The 16,367-nt window shown below is 59.9% G+C and carries 14 protein-coding genes; all 14 read right to left on the bottom strand.

Going from position 1 to position 16,367, the window contains the following annotated elements:
• Nucleotides 1-12: 12 nt before the first annotated feature.
• Nucleotides 13-1,308 (bottom strand): phosphoribosylamine--glycine ligase, encoded by a 1,296-nt coding sequence (purD, locus tag PSH88_RS27240; RefSeq protein WP_305423797.1) that lies wholly within the window; start codon nt 1,306-1,308, stop codon nt 13-15.
• A 170-nt stretch (nt 1,309-1,478) separates the two neighbouring features.
• Nucleotides 1,479-3,086 carry a bifunctional phosphoribosylaminoimidazolecarboxamide formyltransferase/IMP cyclohydrolase gene (gene purH / locus PSH88_RS27235; protein ID WP_305423796.1) on the bottom strand — a complete coding sequence of 536 codons (1,608 nt, stop codon included), beginning with the start codon at nt 3,084-3,086 and terminating at the stop codon, nt 1,479-1,481.
• Between the two features lie 81 nt (nt 3,087-3,167).
• Nucleotides 3,168-3,488 (bottom strand): DNA-binding transcriptional regulator Fis, encoded by a 321-nt coding sequence (gene fis / locus PSH88_RS27230; RefSeq protein WP_007907419.1) that lies wholly within the window; start codon nt 3,486-3,488, stop codon nt 3,168-3,170.
• The gene (dusB, locus tag PSH88_RS27225) at nt 3,485-4,495 is read right to left on the bottom strand and encodes a tRNA dihydrouridine synthase DusB (protein WP_305423795.1); all 1,011 of its coding nucleotides are present in this window, start codon (nt 4,493-4,495) and stop codon (nt 3,485-3,487) included. Before dusB ends, fis begins: the two co-directional genes overlap by 4 nt.
• 185 nt (nt 4,496-4,680) lie before the next feature.
• The gene (locus PSH88_RS27220; protein WP_305483416.1) at nt 4,681-5,898 is read right to left on the bottom strand and encodes a DUF3426 domain-containing protein; all 1,218 of its coding nucleotides are present in this window, start codon (nt 5,896-5,898) and stop codon (nt 4,681-4,683) included.
• Nucleotides 5,899-5,928: 30 nt separating this feature from the next.
• Complete coding sequence (gene prmA, locus PSH88_RS27215) at nt 5,929-6,807, bottom strand: 50S ribosomal protein L11 methyltransferase (protein ID WP_052965847.1); 879 nt, start codon at nt 6,805-6,807, stop codon at nt 5,929-5,931.
• Between the two features lie 266 nt (nt 6,808-7,073).
• Nucleotides 7,074-8,432, bottom strand: a complete 1,359-nt coding sequence (gene accC / locus PSH88_RS27210) for an acetyl-CoA carboxylase biotin carboxylase subunit (protein ID WP_305423793.1) — start codon at nt 8,430-8,432, stop codon at nt 7,074-7,076.
• Nucleotides 8,433-8,449: 17 nt separating this feature from the next.
• Entirely contained in the window at nt 8,450-8,911 is a 462-nt protein-coding gene (gene accB / locus PSH88_RS27205) for an acetyl-CoA carboxylase biotin carboxyl carrier protein (protein ID WP_007907430.1), read from the bottom strand.
• 46 nt (nt 8,912-8,957) lie between these two features.
• Nucleotides 8,958-9,410, bottom strand: a complete 453-nt coding sequence (aroQ, locus tag PSH88_RS27200) for a type II 3-dehydroquinate dehydratase (RefSeq protein ID WP_305423792.1) — start codon at nt 9,408-9,410, stop codon at nt 8,958-8,960.
• A gap of 132 nt (nt 9,411-9,542) precedes the next feature.
• Entirely contained in the window at nt 9,543-11,282 is a 1,740-nt protein-coding gene (locus PSH88_RS27195) for a protein-disulfide reductase DsbD (RefSeq protein ID WP_305423791.1), read from the bottom strand.
• Between the two features lie 259 nt (nt 11,283-11,541).
• Nucleotides 11,542-12,006: a hypothetical protein gene (locus tag PSH88_RS27190; RefSeq protein ID WP_305423789.1), complete on the bottom strand. Its 465-nt coding sequence runs from the start codon at nt 12,004-12,006 to the stop codon at nt 11,542-11,544.
• Nucleotides 11,984-12,322 (bottom strand): polymorphic toxin type 44 domain-containing protein, encoded by a 339-nt coding sequence (locus tag PSH88_RS27185; protein ID WP_305423788.1) that lies wholly within the window; start codon nt 12,320-12,322, stop codon nt 11,984-11,986. Before PSH88_RS27185 ends, PSH88_RS27190 begins: the two co-directional genes overlap by 23 nt.
• Before the next feature lie 199 nt (nt 12,323-12,521).
• Nucleotides 12,522-14,468 carry a methyl-accepting chemotaxis protein gene (locus tag PSH88_RS27180; RefSeq protein WP_305423787.1) on the bottom strand — a complete coding sequence of 649 codons (1,947 nt, stop codon included), beginning with the start codon at nt 14,466-14,468 and terminating at the stop codon, nt 12,522-12,524.
• 51 nt (nt 14,469-14,519) lie between these two features.
• Nucleotides 14,520-16,190: a diguanylate cyclase GcbA gene (gcbA, locus tag PSH88_RS27175; RefSeq protein WP_305423785.1), complete on the bottom strand. Its 1,671-nt coding sequence runs from the start codon at nt 16,188-16,190 to the stop codon at nt 14,520-14,522.
• Nucleotides 16,191-16,367: the final 177 nt, after the last annotated feature.

Here is a 16,367-nt window from a genome sequence, read left to right as displayed (position 1 = left end):
CGAATGGATGGCTTATTCCTGATTCTCGCCACGCTCGCGGGCAATGGCGCGGTAGCCAATGTCCTTGCGGTAGAAGCAGCCTTCCCAGTCGATTTTAGCTGCCAGTTTGTAAGCTTGCTGCTGGGCTGTATCGACACTGGTGCCCATGGCGGTTGCGCACAGCACCCGACCACCGGCGGTCACCACCTGACCGTCCTTGAGCGCAGTACCGGCATGGAAGACTTTGCCTTCCAGTGCCGCGGCTGCATCCAGGCCGTTGATGGCAACGCCTTTGGCGTAGTCACCCGGGTAACCGCCAGCGGCCAATACGATGCCGACGCTCGGACGTGGATCCCATTGTGCTTCGACCTTGTCCAGCGCTTGCGCCAGGGCCGCTTCGACCAGCAACACCAGGCTCGACTGCAAACGCAGCATCACCGGTTGGGTCTCAGGGTCGCCGAAACGGCAATTGAACTCGATAACTTTTGGGTTACCCGCCTTGTCGATCATCAGGCCGGCATAGAGGAAACCGGTGTAGACGTTACCTTCCTCGGCCATGCCACGCACGGTCGGCCAGATCACCAGGTCCATGACCCGCTGATGGACTTCGGCCGTGACGACCGGGGCCGGGGAGTAAGCGCCCATGCCGCCGGTGTTCGGGCCGGTGTCGCCGTCGCCGACGCGTTTGTGGTCCTGGCTGGTGGCCATCGGCAATACGTTCTTGCCGTCGACCATGACGATGAAGCTGGCTTCTTCGCCGTCCAGGAATTCTTCGATCACCACGCGGGAGCCGGCGTCGCCAAACGCGTTGCCTGCGAGCATGTCGCGCACCGCGTCTTCTGCTTCGCCCAGGGTCATGGCCACGATCACGCCTTTACCGGCGGCCAGGCCATCGGCCTTGATCACGATCGGTGCGCCTTTTTCACGCAGATAAGCCAGGGCCGGCTCGATCTCGGTGAAGTTCTGGTAGTCAGCGGTCGGGATCTTGTGGCGAGCCAGGAAGTCTTTAGTGAAGGCTTTCGAACCTTCCAGCTGAGCAGCGCCAGCGGTCGGGCCGAAGCAATCCAGGCCACGGGAGCGGAACAGATCGACGACACCGGCGACCAGCGGTACTTCCGGGCCGACGATGGTCAGGGAAACGTTCTTCTCGGCAAAGTCAGCCAGCTGCTCAAGTGCGAGAACGTCGATAGCGACGTTCTCGCACTTGGCTTCAATGGCGGTGCCGGCGTTGCCCGGGGCAACGAAAACTTTCTGCACGCGCGGATCCTGAGCCACTTTCCATGCCAGGGCGTGTTCACGGCCACCGCTGCCAATGATCAAAACATTCATTTCAAAAAACCTCGGATGACGCTAATTCTGGAGAACTTGTCGGGCCGCTTTACTGTGGGAGCTGGCTTGCCTGCGATGGCATCAACTCGGTATGACTGAAGCACCGAGTTGCCTGCATCGCAGGCAAGCCAGCTCCCACATAAGCCAGTGCCCACAGTTGATCGTCGTACTTAGTGACGGAAGTGGCGCATGCCGGTGAACACCATCGCGATGCCCGCTTCGTCGGCTGCGGCAATCACTTCGTTATCACGCATCGAGCCACCTGGCTGGATCACCGCAGTGATACCGACCTTGGCCGCATTGTCGATGCCGTCACGGAACGGGAAGAACGCGTCCGATGCCATGACCGCGCCCTGCACCTGCAAGCCGGCGTGTTCAGCCTTGATCGCGGCGATACGCGCGGAGTTCACGCGGCTCATCTGGCCGGCGCCGACACCGATGGTCTGACGGTTCTTGGCGTAGACGATGGCGTTGGACTTGACGTACTTGGCGACTTTCCAGGCGAAGATCAGGTCGTTGATTTCCTGTTCGGTCGGCGCGCGTTTGGTCACCACTTTCAGGTCTTCGCTGCCGATCATGCCGATGTCACGGCTCTGCACCAGCAAACCGCCGTTGACGCGTTTGTAATCCCAGGCCGGAGCGCGATCAGCCGACCACTCGCCACAGGCCAGCAGGCGTACGTTGGCTTTCGCAGCCACGATGGCGCGAGCTTCTTCGCTGACGCTAGGGGCGATGATCACTTCGACGAACTGACGCTCGACGATGGCCTTGGCGGTTTCAGCATCCAGCTCGCGGTTGAACGCGATGATGCCGCCGAACGCCGACTCGGTGTCGGTGGCGTAGGCCAGTTCGTAGGCCTGACGGATGCCGCCTTCGGCGTCCGGGCTCACGGCCACGCCGCACGGGTTGGCGTGCTTGACGATCACGCAGGCCGGCTTGACGAAGCTTTTCACGCATTCCAGCGCGGCGTCTGTGTCGGCCACGTTGTTGTACGACAGCTCTTTGCCTTGCAGTTGGGTCGCGGTGGCGATGCCGACTTCGGCAGGCTTGGCTTCAACGTAGAACGCCGCGCTCTGGTGCGGGTTCTCGCCGTAGCGCATTTCCTGGGCCTTGATGAACTGGCTGTTGAAAGTGCGCGGGAATTCGCTGCGACCTTCAGTGCTGAGGGTTTCAGCCGCCTGGTTCACGGTGCCCATGTAGTTGGCGATCATGCCGTCGTAGGCGGCGGTGTGTTCGAAGGCCTTGAGCATCAGGTCGAAACGCTGAGCGTAGGTCAGGCCGCCAGCCTTGAGGCTTTCCAGAACGTTGGCGTAATCGCTGGCATTCACCACGATGGCGACGTCTTTGTGGTTCTTGGCTGCCGAACGGACCATGGTCGGGCCGCCGATATCGATGTTCTCGATCGCGGTCGGCAGGTCGCAGCCTGGCTTGTTGATGGTGGCTTCGAACGGGTACAGATTGACCGCGACCAGATCGATTGGCTTGATGCCGTGTTCGCTCATGATGGCGTCGTCGATACCGCGACGACCGAGGATCCCACCGTGGATTTTCGGGTGCAGGGTTTTCACCCGACCGTCCATCATTTCTGCGAAACCGGTGTAATCCGCGACTTCCACTGCGGCAACGCCGTTGTCGCGCAGCAGCTTGAACGTCCCGCCGGTGGAGAGGATCTCGACGCCCAGGGCTTCGAGTTCTTTGGCGAATTCAAGGATCCCGGTCTTGTCGGAAACGCTGATCAAGGCGCGGCGGATCGGCAGGCGGGTGGTCTGGTCGGTCATCTCAATTTCCATCAAAAGCAAAGGAGTCAGCAAAAAAGGCGACCGGTTTTACGCGGGCGCCTTTCTGGTTTGATTGAATGCTTACAGCAAATCGTACTGCTTGAGTTTCTTGCGCAGGGTGCCCCGGTTCAGTCCGAGCAGCTCACTGGCCTTGGTCTGGTTGCCCTTGACGTAGTTCATCACGCATTCGAGCAGGGGAGCCTCAACTTCGGAGAGCACCAGGTTGTACACATCCGTGACGGCAGCGCCCTCAAGGTGGGCGAAATAATTGTGCAGCGCCTTCTCGACACTCCCGCGAAGGGTCTGACCTTCTTCGCTCGGCGTATTGAGGTGCTGTTTCAAATTCACGTTGTCGCTCACGGGTGTTGTTCCACTCACTAAAGTCTCGGTCATCATCGTCATGCAGCCACCCCTTCTCCGTCCCCTGTCAGGCTCTTGTAGCGTTCGGCGAAGAAGGCCCGAACGTAGGCGCATTGTGCTTCCGTATCTTCCAAACGATTGAAGTGGGCGCGAAACTCCCTGGCGCCCGGCAAGGTTGCGAGATACCAGCCCACATGCTTGCGAGCTATGCGCACGCCCATGACGTCGCCATAGAAGGCATGCAGCGCAGCCAGATGCTCAAGCAGAATACGTTCCACCTCGACCAGCTCCGGTGCCGGGAGTTTTTCGCCGGTACGCAGATAATGGTCGATCTCACGAAAAATCCATGGCTGCCCTTGGGCTGCCCGACCCACCAACAGGCCATCGGCACCGGTCGCGTCAAGCACGTACCGGGCCTTCTCGGGCGAATCGATATCGCCGTTGGCGAAGACCGGAATCGACACCGCCTGCTTGATCGCGGCAATGGTGTCGTACTCGGCTTCACCGGTGTACAGATCTGCACGGGTGCGGCCATGCACCGCCAACGCCGTAATGCCTGCCTGTTCGGCGATCTTCGCCACGGTCAGGCCGTTCTTGTTCGCCCGGTCCCAGCCGGTGCGGATCTTCAGGGTGACCGGCACATCGACCGCAGCCACCACGGCCTGCAGGATCTCGGTCACCAATGCTTCATCTTTCAACAGAGCGGAGCCGGCGGCCTTGTTGCAGACCTTCTTCGCCGGACAGCCCATGTTGATATCAATAATCTGTGCGCCCAGTTCAACGTTGGCCCGGGCCGCATCCGCCAGCATCTGCGCATCTCCACCTGCGATCTGTACCGAGCGGGGCTCGGGATCGCCTTCGTGGATCATGCGCATCCGCGATTTGCGGGTGTTCCACAAGCTCATGTCGCTGGTGACCATTTCCGAGACTACAAGTCCTGCGCCCAATCGTTTGCACAGCTGACGAAAGGGCTGGTCGGTGACGCCCGCCATGGGGGCGAGGATCAAGCCGTTGTGCAATGTATATGGACCGATGCGTACCGCCGACATAGGACTTCCCTGTTGTGGGGCCGGATCATGAGAGTTCGAAAAAGGGTTGGCATGATACCCGCTCTCGATGACTGGATAAAGGCTGAATTGAACAAAATCTGAACAGTTATTCTGTTATCGCCAGCGGTTTGGTTTGAACGGGTAAAGTCAGAAATCTGCCGTCAAGCCTGTAACGATGAGCCGTTTCACTCGGGCGAGTGGAAGCTCAGGCTGTAGTTCACCGCTTTGGGGCCTGGGTCGAGAATGTCCAGCGCGATGTGGATCGGCGTTTGCGGCGGCATTTCCGCCAGGCCTTCGAGGTCGCCGTTAAGGTACTCGCCGGGCTTGAAGCGACGGCTGGCGATCAGGTGGCCGTTGAGGTCTGCAAAACGCAGCTCCAGCAGCGGGAAGGGCTGGGAGAAGGGCGCACGGTTGTAGATGATGGCATCGACCACCAGGGCGCCGTTGAAGTCCGGGTGGCTGCGGACCACCAGATTGCTGCTTTTGACTTTCGCGATGTCGACTTTGGATGGCACGGTGCAGCCGATGTGCGGGCACAGTTGCTGGAACCACGGACGGTACTGGTCCTGGCGCGCCAGTTCGTCGAAGTGGTAGGCGACGTATTGACCGGCGAGGCCGGCGGCTCCGAGCAGGATCAGCAGCAGCCAGAAAAAGCGCCGACCCCAGGGGGAGCGACGTTTTTGCCAGTCCAGTTGCAACGGGTCGTCGGTCAGGTCCTCCAGCTCTTCCGCGCGCAGGGTCGGTGCGCTGCGTTCGCGTCGCTTGCGCAGGGGCTCGACCGAGGGCAGGTCGTCGACTTCATCGGGAGTCGCCGACAGGCTGCCGAAGGGGATCGGGGCGTCGAGCGGGTCGTGCAGGCGTAGCTGTTGGATCTCGGGCTCGTCGTCCAGATCCGCGGGCTTCAGCGACAGCGAAGGCTCGGTGCGCGAGTGTTTGCTCGGCTCGATCGTCGGTTCTGGAGTGGGCGCGTCGACGGTTTGTGCGCGATCGGCGGCCGATTCACTGAAGAGGCTGTCGGACCAGGGCTCCTGCTCGTGCTCGGTGGTATCGCGGCGAGCGCTGAGGCTGTCTTCGCGGGGCCGAGTGAATTCCGTTGTTGGCTGGATTTCCCGCTGTTCGAGCCGGGCGAGCTCTTGGTCGAGATCCAGGCTGTCCAGATCCATTTCGGCAGCGGTCCATTGCTTTTGGCTGATGGCTCGCTGCGCGGGCGGTTCGACGGGCGCCGGGGCAACCGGTTTGACCGTCTCCTTGCCGGCCCGCTGCTCGAGTAATTGCTTGGCGGCGTTGAACACCTGCAAGCACGAGCCGCAACGAACCACTCCACGGGCCGCGCTCAACTGAGCATGGCTGACGCGGAAGCTGGTTTGGCAATGCGGGCACTGGGTGACGAAGCTGTCGGTCATGCGGCAATCCGGTTTATGCAGGCGCTCATTCTAGCGCCGACGGCCAGTAATGCGTACCCAGCCGTCGCGATTGGCTATCGGGTCCAGATCGAAGTCCTGGGCGTAGGCTGCGGCGACTTCCTCACCTTGTTCGGCGAGGATGCCCGACAGCGCCAAACGACCGCCCGGCTTGACCAGGCTGGACAGTTGCGGCGCCAGCGAAACCAGCGGGCCGGCAAGAATGTTGGCCACCAGCACGTCGGCCTGAACCTGTGGCAGGTCTTGCGGCAGATACAGCGGGAAGAGTTCGTCAGCAATGTTGTTGCGCCCCGCATTGTCGCGGGAGGCTTCCAGCGCCTGCACGTCGATGTCGGTGCCGACGGCTTGCTTGGCGCCCAGCAACAGGGCGGCAATCGCCAGAATCCCCGAGCCGCAGCCGAAATCCAGCACGTTGCAGTCTTTCAAGTCCTGGCCATCGAGCCATTCCAGGCACAGCGCGGTGGTCGGATGAGTGCCGGTGCCGAACGCCAGGCCCGGGTCCAGCAGCAGATTCACCGCGTCAGGCTCAGGCGCGGCGTGCCAGCTCGGGACAATCCACAGGCGCTGGCCGAAACGCATCGGCTGGAAGCCATCCATCCAGCTACGTTCCCAGTCCTGGTCTTCGATGACTTCGCTGTGATGCTCGGGCAACGGGCTGCCGGTCAGCAACTCGAGGTGGGCCAGTACGCTGGCGGCTTCGGTGCCACCTTCGAACAAGGCCAACAGGTGAGTGTGCGACCATAGCGGGGTGGTGTTGAGTTCCGGCTCGAAAATCGGCTGATCTTCGGCGTCCATGAAAGTCACCGATACGGCGCCCACTTCAAGGAAAGCGTCTTCGTAGGTTTCGGCTTGTTCTGGGCTGATGGCGAGACGGACTTGCAGCCAAGGCATGGCGGGCACCTTTGAAAAATATAGATTGCAGCCTAGCGGGCTGCGAGAAGCGCGCAAGTTTACGCGAGAGCGGAGGTTTTGTGGGAGTCCACTGTATCTGTGGGAGCGGGCTTGCTCGCGAAAGCGGTCTGTCTCAGTCACATCAATGTTGGATGTGCCGTCTTCGCGAGCAAGCCCGCTCCCACAGGGGGTGAGTGTATTGCTTGATGAAATCCCCAGAAACAACAAAGCCGCTCGAAGGCGGCTTTGTTGGTATGGATCACAGCTTAATGCTTTTCGCCAGCCAGCTTGTGTTCCAGGTAGTGGATGTTGATTCCACCTTTGCAGAAGCCTTCATCACGGACCAGGTCGCGGTGCAGCGGGATGTTGGTCTTGATCCCGTCGACAACGATTTCGTCCAGCGCATTGCGCATGCGCGCCATGGCTTCGTCACGGGTTGCGCCGTAGGTGATCAGCTTGCCGATCAACGAATCGTAGTTCGGCGGAACGGCATAACCACTGTACAGGTGCGAATCGACGCGAACGCCGTTGCCGCCTGGCGCGTGGAAATGCTTGACCGTGCCTGGGCTAGGCATGAACGTTTTTGGGTCTTCGGCGTTGATCCGGCATTCCAGCGCGTGACCGCGGATGACTACATCATCCTGGGTGAACGACAGCTTGTTGCCGGCGGCGATGCTGAGCATCTCCTTGACGATGTCGATGCCGGTGACCATTTCCGAAACCGGGTGCTCTACCTGGACACGAGTGTTCATCTCGATGAAGTAGAAGTGGCCGTTCTCGTACAGGAACTCGAAGGTGCCGGCGCCACGGTAGCCGATGTCGATGCACGCCTTGACGCAGCGGGCGAGGACTTCCTCGCGCGCGTTCTCGTCGATGCCCGGTGCCGGCGCTTCTTCGAGAACCTTCTGGTGACGACGTTGCAGCGAGCAGTCGCGGTCGCCCAGATGGATGGCGTGGCCCTGACCGTCAGAAAGCACCTGAACTTCCACGTGACGTGGGTTGGTCAGGAATTTTTCCAGGTAGACCATCGGGTTGCCGAACGCTGCGCCCGCTTCGGAACGGGTCAGTTTCGCCGAAGAGATCAGGTCTTCTTCTTTGTGCACCACGCGCATGCCGCGACCACCGCCGCCGCCAGCGGCTTTGATGATCACTGGGTAACCGACTTCGCGACCGATGCGCAGAGCGGTTTCTTCGTCTTCAGGCAGTGGGCCGTCGGAACCCGGAACGGTCGGCACGCCGGCAGCGATCATGGCGTGCTTGGCCGATACCTTGTCGCCCATCAGGCGGATGGTCTCGGCTTTCGGGCCAATGAACGCGAAGCCGGAGTTCTCGACCTGTTCGGCAAAGTCGGCGTTTTCCGCAAGGAAGCCGTAGCCTGGGTGGATGGCGGTAGCGCCAGTCACTTCAGCGGCGGCGATGATGGCCGGAATGTGCAGGTAAGAGTGCGCGGCCGCGGCCGGACCGATGCAGACAGATTCGTCTGCCAGGCCCAAGTGCATCAGCTCTTTGTCGGCCTTGGAGTAAACGGCGACAGTCTTGATGCCCATCTCTTTGCAGGCACGCAGAATCCGCAGGGCGATCTCACCGCGGTTGGCGATCAGAACTTTTTCCAACTTCGCAGTCATCAAAGTTTCTCCGCGGTTCAAACGATGGTGAACAGCGGTTGGTCGTACTCAACCGGCTGGCCGTCTTCGACGAGGATGGATTCGATCACACCGCTGGCTTCAGCTTCGATGTGGTTCATCATCTTCATGGCTTCGACGATGCACAGAGTGTCGCCTTTCTTCACGGTCTGGCCGACTTCAACGAAGGACGGCGAGGACGGCGAGGATTTGCGATAGAAAGTACCGACCATCGGCGAACGTGCAACGTTGCCGTTCAGTGTTGGGGCAGCCGGAGCAGCAGGAGCCGCGGCGGCAACCGGAGCAGCAGCAACAGGCGCAGGCGCCGGAGCATGCATAGGCGCGGGAGCGTAGTACTGCTGAGCCGGCGTCTTGCTGTGACGGCTGATGCGTACGGACTCTTCGCCTTCCTTGATCTCGAGCTCGTCGATACCGGACTCTTCCAGCAATTCGATCAGTTTCTTAACTTTACGGATATCCATGAATCATCAACTCCCAAGGGTCGGTCAGGGGCGTTACGCTTGTTGTTCAAGCTGTTGCCGGTCTTTCAAGCTGCTCTAGGGCGGCCTCCAGAGCCAGTCGATAACCGCTGGCGCCAAGGCCGCAGATCACTCCCACCGCAACGTCGGAGAAGTAAGAGTGATGGCGGAAAGGTTCGCGTTTGTGCACGTTAGACAAATGCACTTCGATGAATGGGATGCTCACTGCCAGCAGCGCGTCACGTAATGCGACACTTGTATGCGTAAAAGCTGCTGGATTGATCAGAATGAAGTCCACACCTTCGCCGCGAGCAGCGTGGATGCGATCGATCAATTCGTACTCGGCGTTGCTTTGCAGATAGAGCAAATGGTGGCCGGCAGTGCGCGCCCGCTGTTCCAGATCCTGATTGATCTGCGCCAGGGTGGTTGCACCGTAGACGCCCGGTTCCCGGGTGCCGAGCAGGTTCAGGTTGGGGCCGTGTAAAACCAATAGGGTCGCCATCTGCTGCTCCTTTGTCATCTGTGTGCAATTGTCAGAACCCGGCGACTATGCCGCAAAGCCTTTGTGACTGTCCAGTTCTATGCAATAGCCAGCACGATGGCCGATGTTTACGCGAAATATGTGACCGGGTAATTAAATCCGGTCATTTGCTTTCGCAACACGTTCGGCGAAGTTTTTCGCGCTGATCTCACCGATCACCCGCACATCGGCACGTTCGACGCCATCTTTGCCAAAAAACATCAGCGCCGGAGGACCGAATAGCTTGTAGCGATCGAGCAGGGCACGTTGTTCGGCGTTGCTGGCGGTGATGTCAAAACGGATCAAACGATAGCCTTTGAGGCGTTCGACGACATTGGCATCGTTGAGAACTTCGTGTTCGATGACTTTGCAACTGATGCACCAGTCGGCGTACCAGTCGAGCAGCAGCGGCGTGCCGGAGGATTTGGCTTCGGCGAGGACGCGGTCCAGTTCCGCTGGCGTGGTGATGGTTTGCCAATTGCCGACGATTTGCGGTTGGTCGTTGCTTACGACAATGCGCGGCTGGCCAATAGGGTTGAACGGGTCGGTCTGGCCACTGAACGCGCCATACCAACAAGCCAGGGCATAAAACAGCAGGAGCATCCCGAGCAATTGTCCCAGGCGTTTTCTCGGCGGTTTATAGACAAATTCCAGCGCGCCCATAAATAACCCGACGCCGCCGGCGAGCAAGCCGATCAACAGCAAGGTGATCTGGCCCGGCAATACCCGACTGAGCAAAGCAATCGCCAGCCCAAGCAGCAGTACCCCGATCGCGTTTTTCACGTAGATCAGCCACGGGCCGCTTTTCGGCAACCAGGCCGCGCCACCGGTCGCCACCAGCAACAGCGGCGCACCCATGCCCAGGCCGAGCATGAACAATTTCAATCCGCCGCCCAGCGCATCGCCACTGGCGCTGATGTACAGCAGCGCGCCGGCCAGTGGTGCCGATACACACGGCGAAACCAGCAGGCTCGACACCACGCCCAGCACCGCCGCGCCCCACAACGAACCACCCTCGGTGCGCCCGGCAATCCGGTCCAGGCGGCTGCTGATGGCATGGGGGAGTTTCAGTTCGAATACGCCAAACATGGCCAGGGCAAACACCGCGAAAAACATCGCGAACGGCACCAGCACCCAGGCCGATTGCAAACGCGCCTGAAGATTGAGCTGTGCGCCGAACATTCCCATCAAGGCACCGAGCAGGGCGAAACACACGGCCATCGGCAGCACATAAGCCAGCGACAGGTTGAAGCCGCGTAAACCACCGACCTGACCGCGCAGGACCACCCCGGAGAGGATTGGCAGCATCGGCAGCACGCAGGGGGTGAAGGTAAGGCCAACACCTGCGAGGAAAAACAGCGCCAGTTCGCGCCAGCTCCAGGCTGAGGTCGCGGCGCCACTGCCGTCAATAGTCAGGCGCTCGGTCTCGGGCGGATAACACAGGCCTTTGTCGGCGCAGCCCTGATAGGTCACTGCCAGCGTAAAGGCGCGTGAATCGGTGCGCGGCAGATCTATATCGAGAATCCCGCGGTAAACCTCGACATCGCCGAAGAACTCATCGTGCTTTTGTTCGCCCTTGGGCAGTTGCGCCGCACTGAGGCCAACGTCAGCCGGTTCGGCGCGAAACTGGAAGCGATGGCGATAGAGGTAGTAACCCTCGGTGGCGACGAAACGCAGCTTGATCGATTGCGGCGTGCTTTCTACCAGGCTCAACTGAAAGGCTTCGCGCACCGGCAGGAAGTCGACGCTGTTATTGATCGAACCCAAGGTGGAACTGGGTCGACTGTCCAGCAACCCGGCGGCGGAGGCCGGCAGGGCGAGCACTAAAATCAGCAGGCAAAGCAAACGGCGCATGACAATCTCGCATATCGAAAGTGAGGGCATGATAGCGGACGGCGACGGGGTGTGCAGGACGGGGCCTCTTGCGGTGGTTGTTCTGACGCCATCGCGGGCAAGCCCGCTCCCACAAGGCCAGCGCATAACCTGTGGGAGCGGGCTTGCCCGCGATGGCGGTTTGTCAGGCGCGGAAGGCCTGAACGGCTGTATATAGGGACCGTCCCGTGCTATCGGATCATGACGGTTTTTCTGGTCGCTCCGATGGGCAGCGTCTAGCTTACTTTGTTGATTGATCGCTGGAATGGTTGCACAAGTTGATTGTTACAGGGGTGTATTGGGGGCTGTTGGTATGCCGAAACAGCGTGCTGCTGTGATACTCATAGACTTCCTGATTGGTCGATACATTGATGACTGAGCCTTGCACATCAATCTTTATGGCTGGATCTCGGGTGACGAGAAACGGACCGGCAGTCTTGAGTTCAGACGCTATTTGTTCATCGGATGTCAGTTCGCGATAGACATAGTATCGATAGCTGAACGGCACTGTTGCTCCGCCTCGATCATCCTTGACACCGTAGACGAAACCATTTTCGCCAAGGGGTAGTTTGAGTACTACATCGGTCAGCACCGGGGCGCTGGAAGACATAAGCCAGGTCCAGCTGATGTAAACCAGGCATACCGCCAGCAGGCAGGAGGTGACGATTGTGTATGCGGTTTTTTTAGTAGTTCCTGAACCGGGCATACCTGACTCCTTTTTTGATCCATTCCTGATCCGCAGGATCATCGCCAAAAGGAGCCTCGCTCCACCAGCTTCCGAATTCTACTTTTGTCGTTTTTGCCTGCGTCTGGGCAACACCGGCGGCACGTAACAGGACATTTTCGGAAAATCTCGCAGCGATCCCGGCCGCGCCGTAATTGAAATTACCGAAAGCCTCATAGTCAGGAGACATTTTTTTGTAATCCCAAGGGCCGCGATTTCTGACCTGGGTATAGAACCAGGAGTAAATGAATGCGGATCCCTCTTTCAAAACTTTTTTCTTATGGAAGGCAACTGCCATGTTTTCCTCCACAGATACGCCAGGGGGCGAAGGCGGAACTATCACGGGGCACTCCTGTTGCGCGCTCGATTAATTGAAGCGCTAAACCCTAGCATCAAAACGACGACTAAAAACCATCGCATGGCTTAAATAGGAGTTTTCATACAAGGGCTTAGGCGGCGACAGTCCAGATCGTTAGTTGCGTTCGGGCTCGCAGTCCTTAGACCCGAAAGGCCTGAACGGCTGTATGCAACCGCCCACCCAGCACCAACAAATTCTCCCCTTGTTCACGTCCTTCGCCGATGCGCAGCAAGTTATCCCCACCCAATTGGTGAATCCGCTCACTGTGATCGCGGATTTCGCTGACAGCGCCGCTCTGCTGGGCGGTGACATCAGCGATGCGCACCGCTGTGTCGGAAATGGTCTGGATCGCCCCGACGATTTTATCCAGCGCACCGTCGGCCGCCTGGGCCTGATTGGCCGTGGCTTCGGCGTGTTCGACCTGAGCGCGCATGCCTTCGACCGATTGCCGCGCGGCGGTTTGCAGGCCGGCGATCAGCGTCTGGATCTCGGCGGTGGCCCCGGCGGTGCGTTGTGCCAGTGAGCGAACCTCTTCGGCCACTACCGCAAACCCTCGGCCCATTTCCCCGGCGCGGGCCGCTTCGATGGCGGCGTTCAGGGCCAGCAGGTTGGTCTGGTCAGCAATCGAACGAATTACCGTCAGCACGCCGCCGATGGTCGCCGACTCCTCGGCCAGATGTTCGATCATCTGCGCATTGCCTTGCACTTCACCCACCAGCGCATGCAGCCCGGTGAGGCTCAGGCCGATGACCTTCTGACCATGTTCCACCGCCAGCCCTGCATGACGACTGGCGTCCGCGGCCTGGCTGGCATCACCGGCGACTTGTTGAATCGTCGCCTCGAGTTCGCCGAGAGAGTCTCGGATCAGTGCTGTGTCGCCGGCCTGATGCTCGGCGCCGCTGTGCAGGTCATTGCTTAATTCGGCCAACGTTCGGCTACTGCCGGCGACTTGCTCGGCGTTGAGGCGAATGGTGCCCACCAGGTCGACCAGATAGGCGCGCAAGCGATTGAGCGAGGCTTGAATGTCATGCAGTTCGCGGTTGGTCGCGCCCAGTTGAATGTCGCGGCTGAAGTCACCTTCGGCCCAGGTCGACAGCGCCGGGGCGAGGTTGGTCAGCGTTCGGGCCAGGCGTCGCTGCAAGGTATCGATGAGCAAGGCGATCAGCAGGATCAGCCCGATCATCACTCCCTGTATCAGCCGCACTTCGCCCTGGATCTGCCCGTGCTGGGCACGCACTACCGGTTCCAGCCCGGCGATGGACTGCTGCACGGCGGCGATTTTCAAGTGCGTCGCGGTGCTGAGGTCGGCGCGTTTCTGAATCTGTTCGCGGGTGCGCGCCAGTTCCGAAGGGTAGCGGGTGAGCAGGCTGTTGAATTCACGCTTGAGGCCGACGCCGGCATCTTCGGCGACGGCTTTTTCGGTGTTCTCCAGCCCCATCATCGCGGCGAAATCATCGGTGTTTGATTCGGTGCTGGCGGTCACACCCAGCAGCGGTAAAGCGTCCAGTTGCTCGGCTTGAGTGCGGATGTTAGCGACTTCGCGTTCAACATCGGCGGCCAGTTCGCTGCGACCACTGCTGACCAGTTTGTCCCGAGCCAGGGACAGTTTGCCCAAGTGTTGGGACGCAGTGAGTAAAGGCGTCAGGTACGCCGCGTTGCCGCTGGCGTATTGGCTGAGTTGATCCAGGCTGGCGCCGAGTTCGCGTTCGGCTTGCAGCAGCAATGCTTGCGGGTCGCCAGCGAGTTTGCCGGCGGCCAACAGATCAGTTTTGCTGAATTCATCCAGATTCGTCAGGCTCGGGCGCAAGGTGTCAGCCAATGCCGGCGGCAACTCACCGAGCTCCTTTTGCAGGCTGCCGATGGCCTGGCTGGCGTTGCTCAGGCGCAGGGCATCGCCGCTGGCCAGGTAATTCTCGACGTTGCGCGCCACTTCATTTTGAAACTGCTGAGACAGACCCAAGTAACGCTCCATCAACAGATAAGGGCGTTCCAGGGCTTTTTGCGACCACCAGAGCGTGGCGCCAAGGGCCACGCACACGGCGACCAGAAGGAGGGTATTGAGATTGGTCAACAGCTTCAGGCGCATCGTGATCTACCAACGGCAGAATGGTAAGCGCCTGAACTTATTGCGTTTCTGTTACAGGGTTATGACCGAATGGGTCGATTCCGATGAAAAAGTGGCACTTTGCTTTGACTCCCGCGCGGCTTGCACGCGGTTGCGTCCGGCGTCTTTGGCGCGGTACAGCGCTTCGTCTGCCTGACTGGCCATCAGCAGGCTGTCAGAGTCTTCGCGCAGTTCGACGACGCCGGCGCTGAAGGTGCACCAGAGATCCTGAGGCTGAGCCGGGTAATGAATTTCGGCAAAGCGCTGACGGATTTCATCGAGCACCTTGTAGGCCGATTCGATATCCGTGTCCGGCATGACGATGGCGAACTCTTCACCGCCGTAGCGGCCAATGAAGTCGGTCTTGCGCAACCGTTGCTTGAGGAACAGCGCCAGGCTCTTGATCACCCGGTCGCCCATGGGATGGCCGTGACTGTCGTTGACCCGTTTGAAGTGGTCGATGTCGAGCATCGCAAAGCTCAGCGGCTTGTTTTCGCGCCGGGCGCGGAATGAACAGTCTTCGAGCAATTGCAGAATGTGGGTGTGGTTGTACAAACCGGTCAGGCTGTCACGCACCATCCGTGCTTTCAGATTGCGCGCCCGCGCCGCGCGGTTGCGTACGGTGGTGATCAGGTGCCGTGGCTTGATCGGCTTGGTCAGGAAGTCGTCGCCACCCTCGCTCATGGCGTCGAGCTGCTTGTCCAGGTCGTCTTCGGCCGACAGATAAATGATCGGTACGCTGACATAGCGGTCGTTATGGCGGATCACCTTGGCCAATTCAGTACCGGTGCAGGCCGGCATGTACATGTCGAGGATGATCAGGTCCGGCTGGAAGTCCGCCAGTTCGGCCATGGCCTGGATCGGTTCGATCAAGGTCCGCGTGACGATCCCTGCGCTATTGAGCAGGCGTTCGGTGTGCAAGGCCTGGGCGCGGGAGTCGTCGATGATCAGCACTTTATAAGGTTCGTACTGGGCGACACAGGTCAGGACTTCGATCTTTTCCAACAGGCTCGAGGCTTCGAGGGTGCCGGTGAGAAATTCCTGGCCACCGGCCCGCACGGCGGCGAGGCGGGTCGGAGTATCGGTTTCGTGCAGGCTGAAAAACAACAGTGGCAAGGGCTGATCGAGGCCTTCCTGGGCTTCGGCCGCCAGTTTCAGGCCGATGCCGGCGCCACTGAAGTCAACGTCCATGACAATCGCCGCCGGCAACCGCTCGACCATTGAGGAGCGGAACGCGGCGACACTGTCGAGGGATTGAGCGCTGAGCCCGAAGAATTCAAGTTGCTTGGCCAGCCGCTCGGCCCGGTCGTGATCCTGCAACATCACGTAGATCGGTTTGCGCAGCGGCGGCAGGAAGGTTTGTTCGAGCTGGTCGCCATGGCGCAGGCCGGTGCGGGACAGACGCTGCATCAGGCGATTGAGGTCAGTGATCAGTCCGCTGCTCAGACGTCCGCGGTTGGCGTCCACCGCTTCCAGCGACTGGCCAATGTGGCGCGCCAGCTGGGTATGTTCCGGTTGTTCGAAACGTTCGGCAAAGCGCAGCAGGCGCAGATTAGCTTCACTCAATTCCGACAAGTCGGTGGTGGACCATTCGTTGCGCTGCAGGCGTTGCCATATCTCAAGAATCTGACGTGCCTGATGAATTACCCGCTGGGCAAAGTGGTGCTTGAGGCGCTCACGGCTGGGGTCTTCTGGCTCGGTCATATCCTGACTACTAGTTAGGGTGCATGCTGAGATCGACTGGTGGCTCTATGCTAGCACCTCTTTCCGATTGCATGAGTGTCGTATGTCAATAATCTGCAAAGCGACTTCATTCAGTTTCTGACCGACTGGTCGCATAGGCTCAACGCTGTGCTTCATTTATAGTGTCGACTCGACTGC

The organism is Pseudomonas wuhanensis, from assembly GCF_030687395.1.
Lineage (GTDB): Bacteria > Pseudomonadota > Gammaproteobacteria > Pseudomonadales > Pseudomonadaceae > Aquipseudomonas > Aquipseudomonas wuhanensis.
The sequence above is the reverse complement of the archived record's forward strand: the minus strand, read 5'-3'. Positions and strand labels throughout refer to the sequence as shown.

Excerpts from the sequence above, each read along its gene's own strand:
- fis (WP_007907419.1), bottom strand. The coding sequence starts at position 3,488 with ATGACGATGATGACCGAGACTTTAGTGAGTGGAACAACACCCGTGAGC.
- prmA (WP_052965847.1), bottom strand. The coding sequence starts at position 6,807 with ATGCCTTGGCTGCAAGTCCGTCTCGCCATCAGCCCAGAACAAGCCGAA.
- PSH88_RS27190 (WP_305423789.1), bottom strand. The coding sequence starts at position 12,006 with ATGCCCGGTTCAGGAACTACTAAAAAAACCGCATACACAATCGTCACC.
- aroQ (WP_305423792.1), bottom strand. The coding sequence starts at position 9,410 with ATGGCGACCCTATTGGTTTTACACGGCCCCAACCTGAACCTGCTCGGC.
- accC (WP_305423793.1), bottom strand. The coding sequence starts at position 8,432 with ATGACTGCGAAGTTGGAAAAAGTTCTGATCGCCAACCGCGGTGAGATC.
- purH (WP_305423796.1), bottom strand. The coding sequence starts at position 3,086 with ATGACCGACCAGACCACCCGCCTGCCGATCCGCCGCGCCTTGATCAGC.
- purD (WP_305423797.1), bottom strand. The coding sequence starts at position 1,308 with ATGAATGTTTTGATCATTGGCAGCGGTGGCCGTGAACACGCCCTGGCA.
- PSH88_RS27185 (WP_305423788.1), bottom strand. The coding sequence starts at position 12,322 with ATGGCAGTTGCCTTCCATAAGAAAAAAGTTTTGAAAGAGGGATCCGCA.
- PSH88_RS27180 (WP_305423787.1), bottom strand. The coding sequence starts at position 14,468 with ATGCGCCTGAAGCTGTTGACCAATCTCAATACCCTCCTTCTGGTCGCC.
- accB (WP_007907430.1), bottom strand. The coding sequence starts at position 8,911 with ATGGATATCCGTAAAGTTAAGAAACTGATCGAATTGCTGGAAGAGTCC.
- PSH88_RS27220 (WP_305483416.1), bottom strand. The coding sequence starts at position 5,898 with ATGACCGACAGCTTCGTCACCCAGTGCCCGCATTGCCAAACCAGCTTC.
- gcbA (WP_305423785.1), bottom strand. The coding sequence starts at position 16,190 with ATGACCGAGCCAGAAGACCCCAGCCGTGAGCGCCTCAAGCACCACTTT.
- PSH88_RS27195 (WP_305423791.1), bottom strand. The coding sequence starts at position 11,282 with ATGCGCCGTTTGCTTTGCCTGCTGATTTTAGTGCTCGCCCTGCCGGCC.
- dusB (WP_305423795.1), bottom strand. The coding sequence starts at position 4,495 with ATGTCGGCGGTACGCATCGGTCCATATACATTGCACAACGGCTTGATC.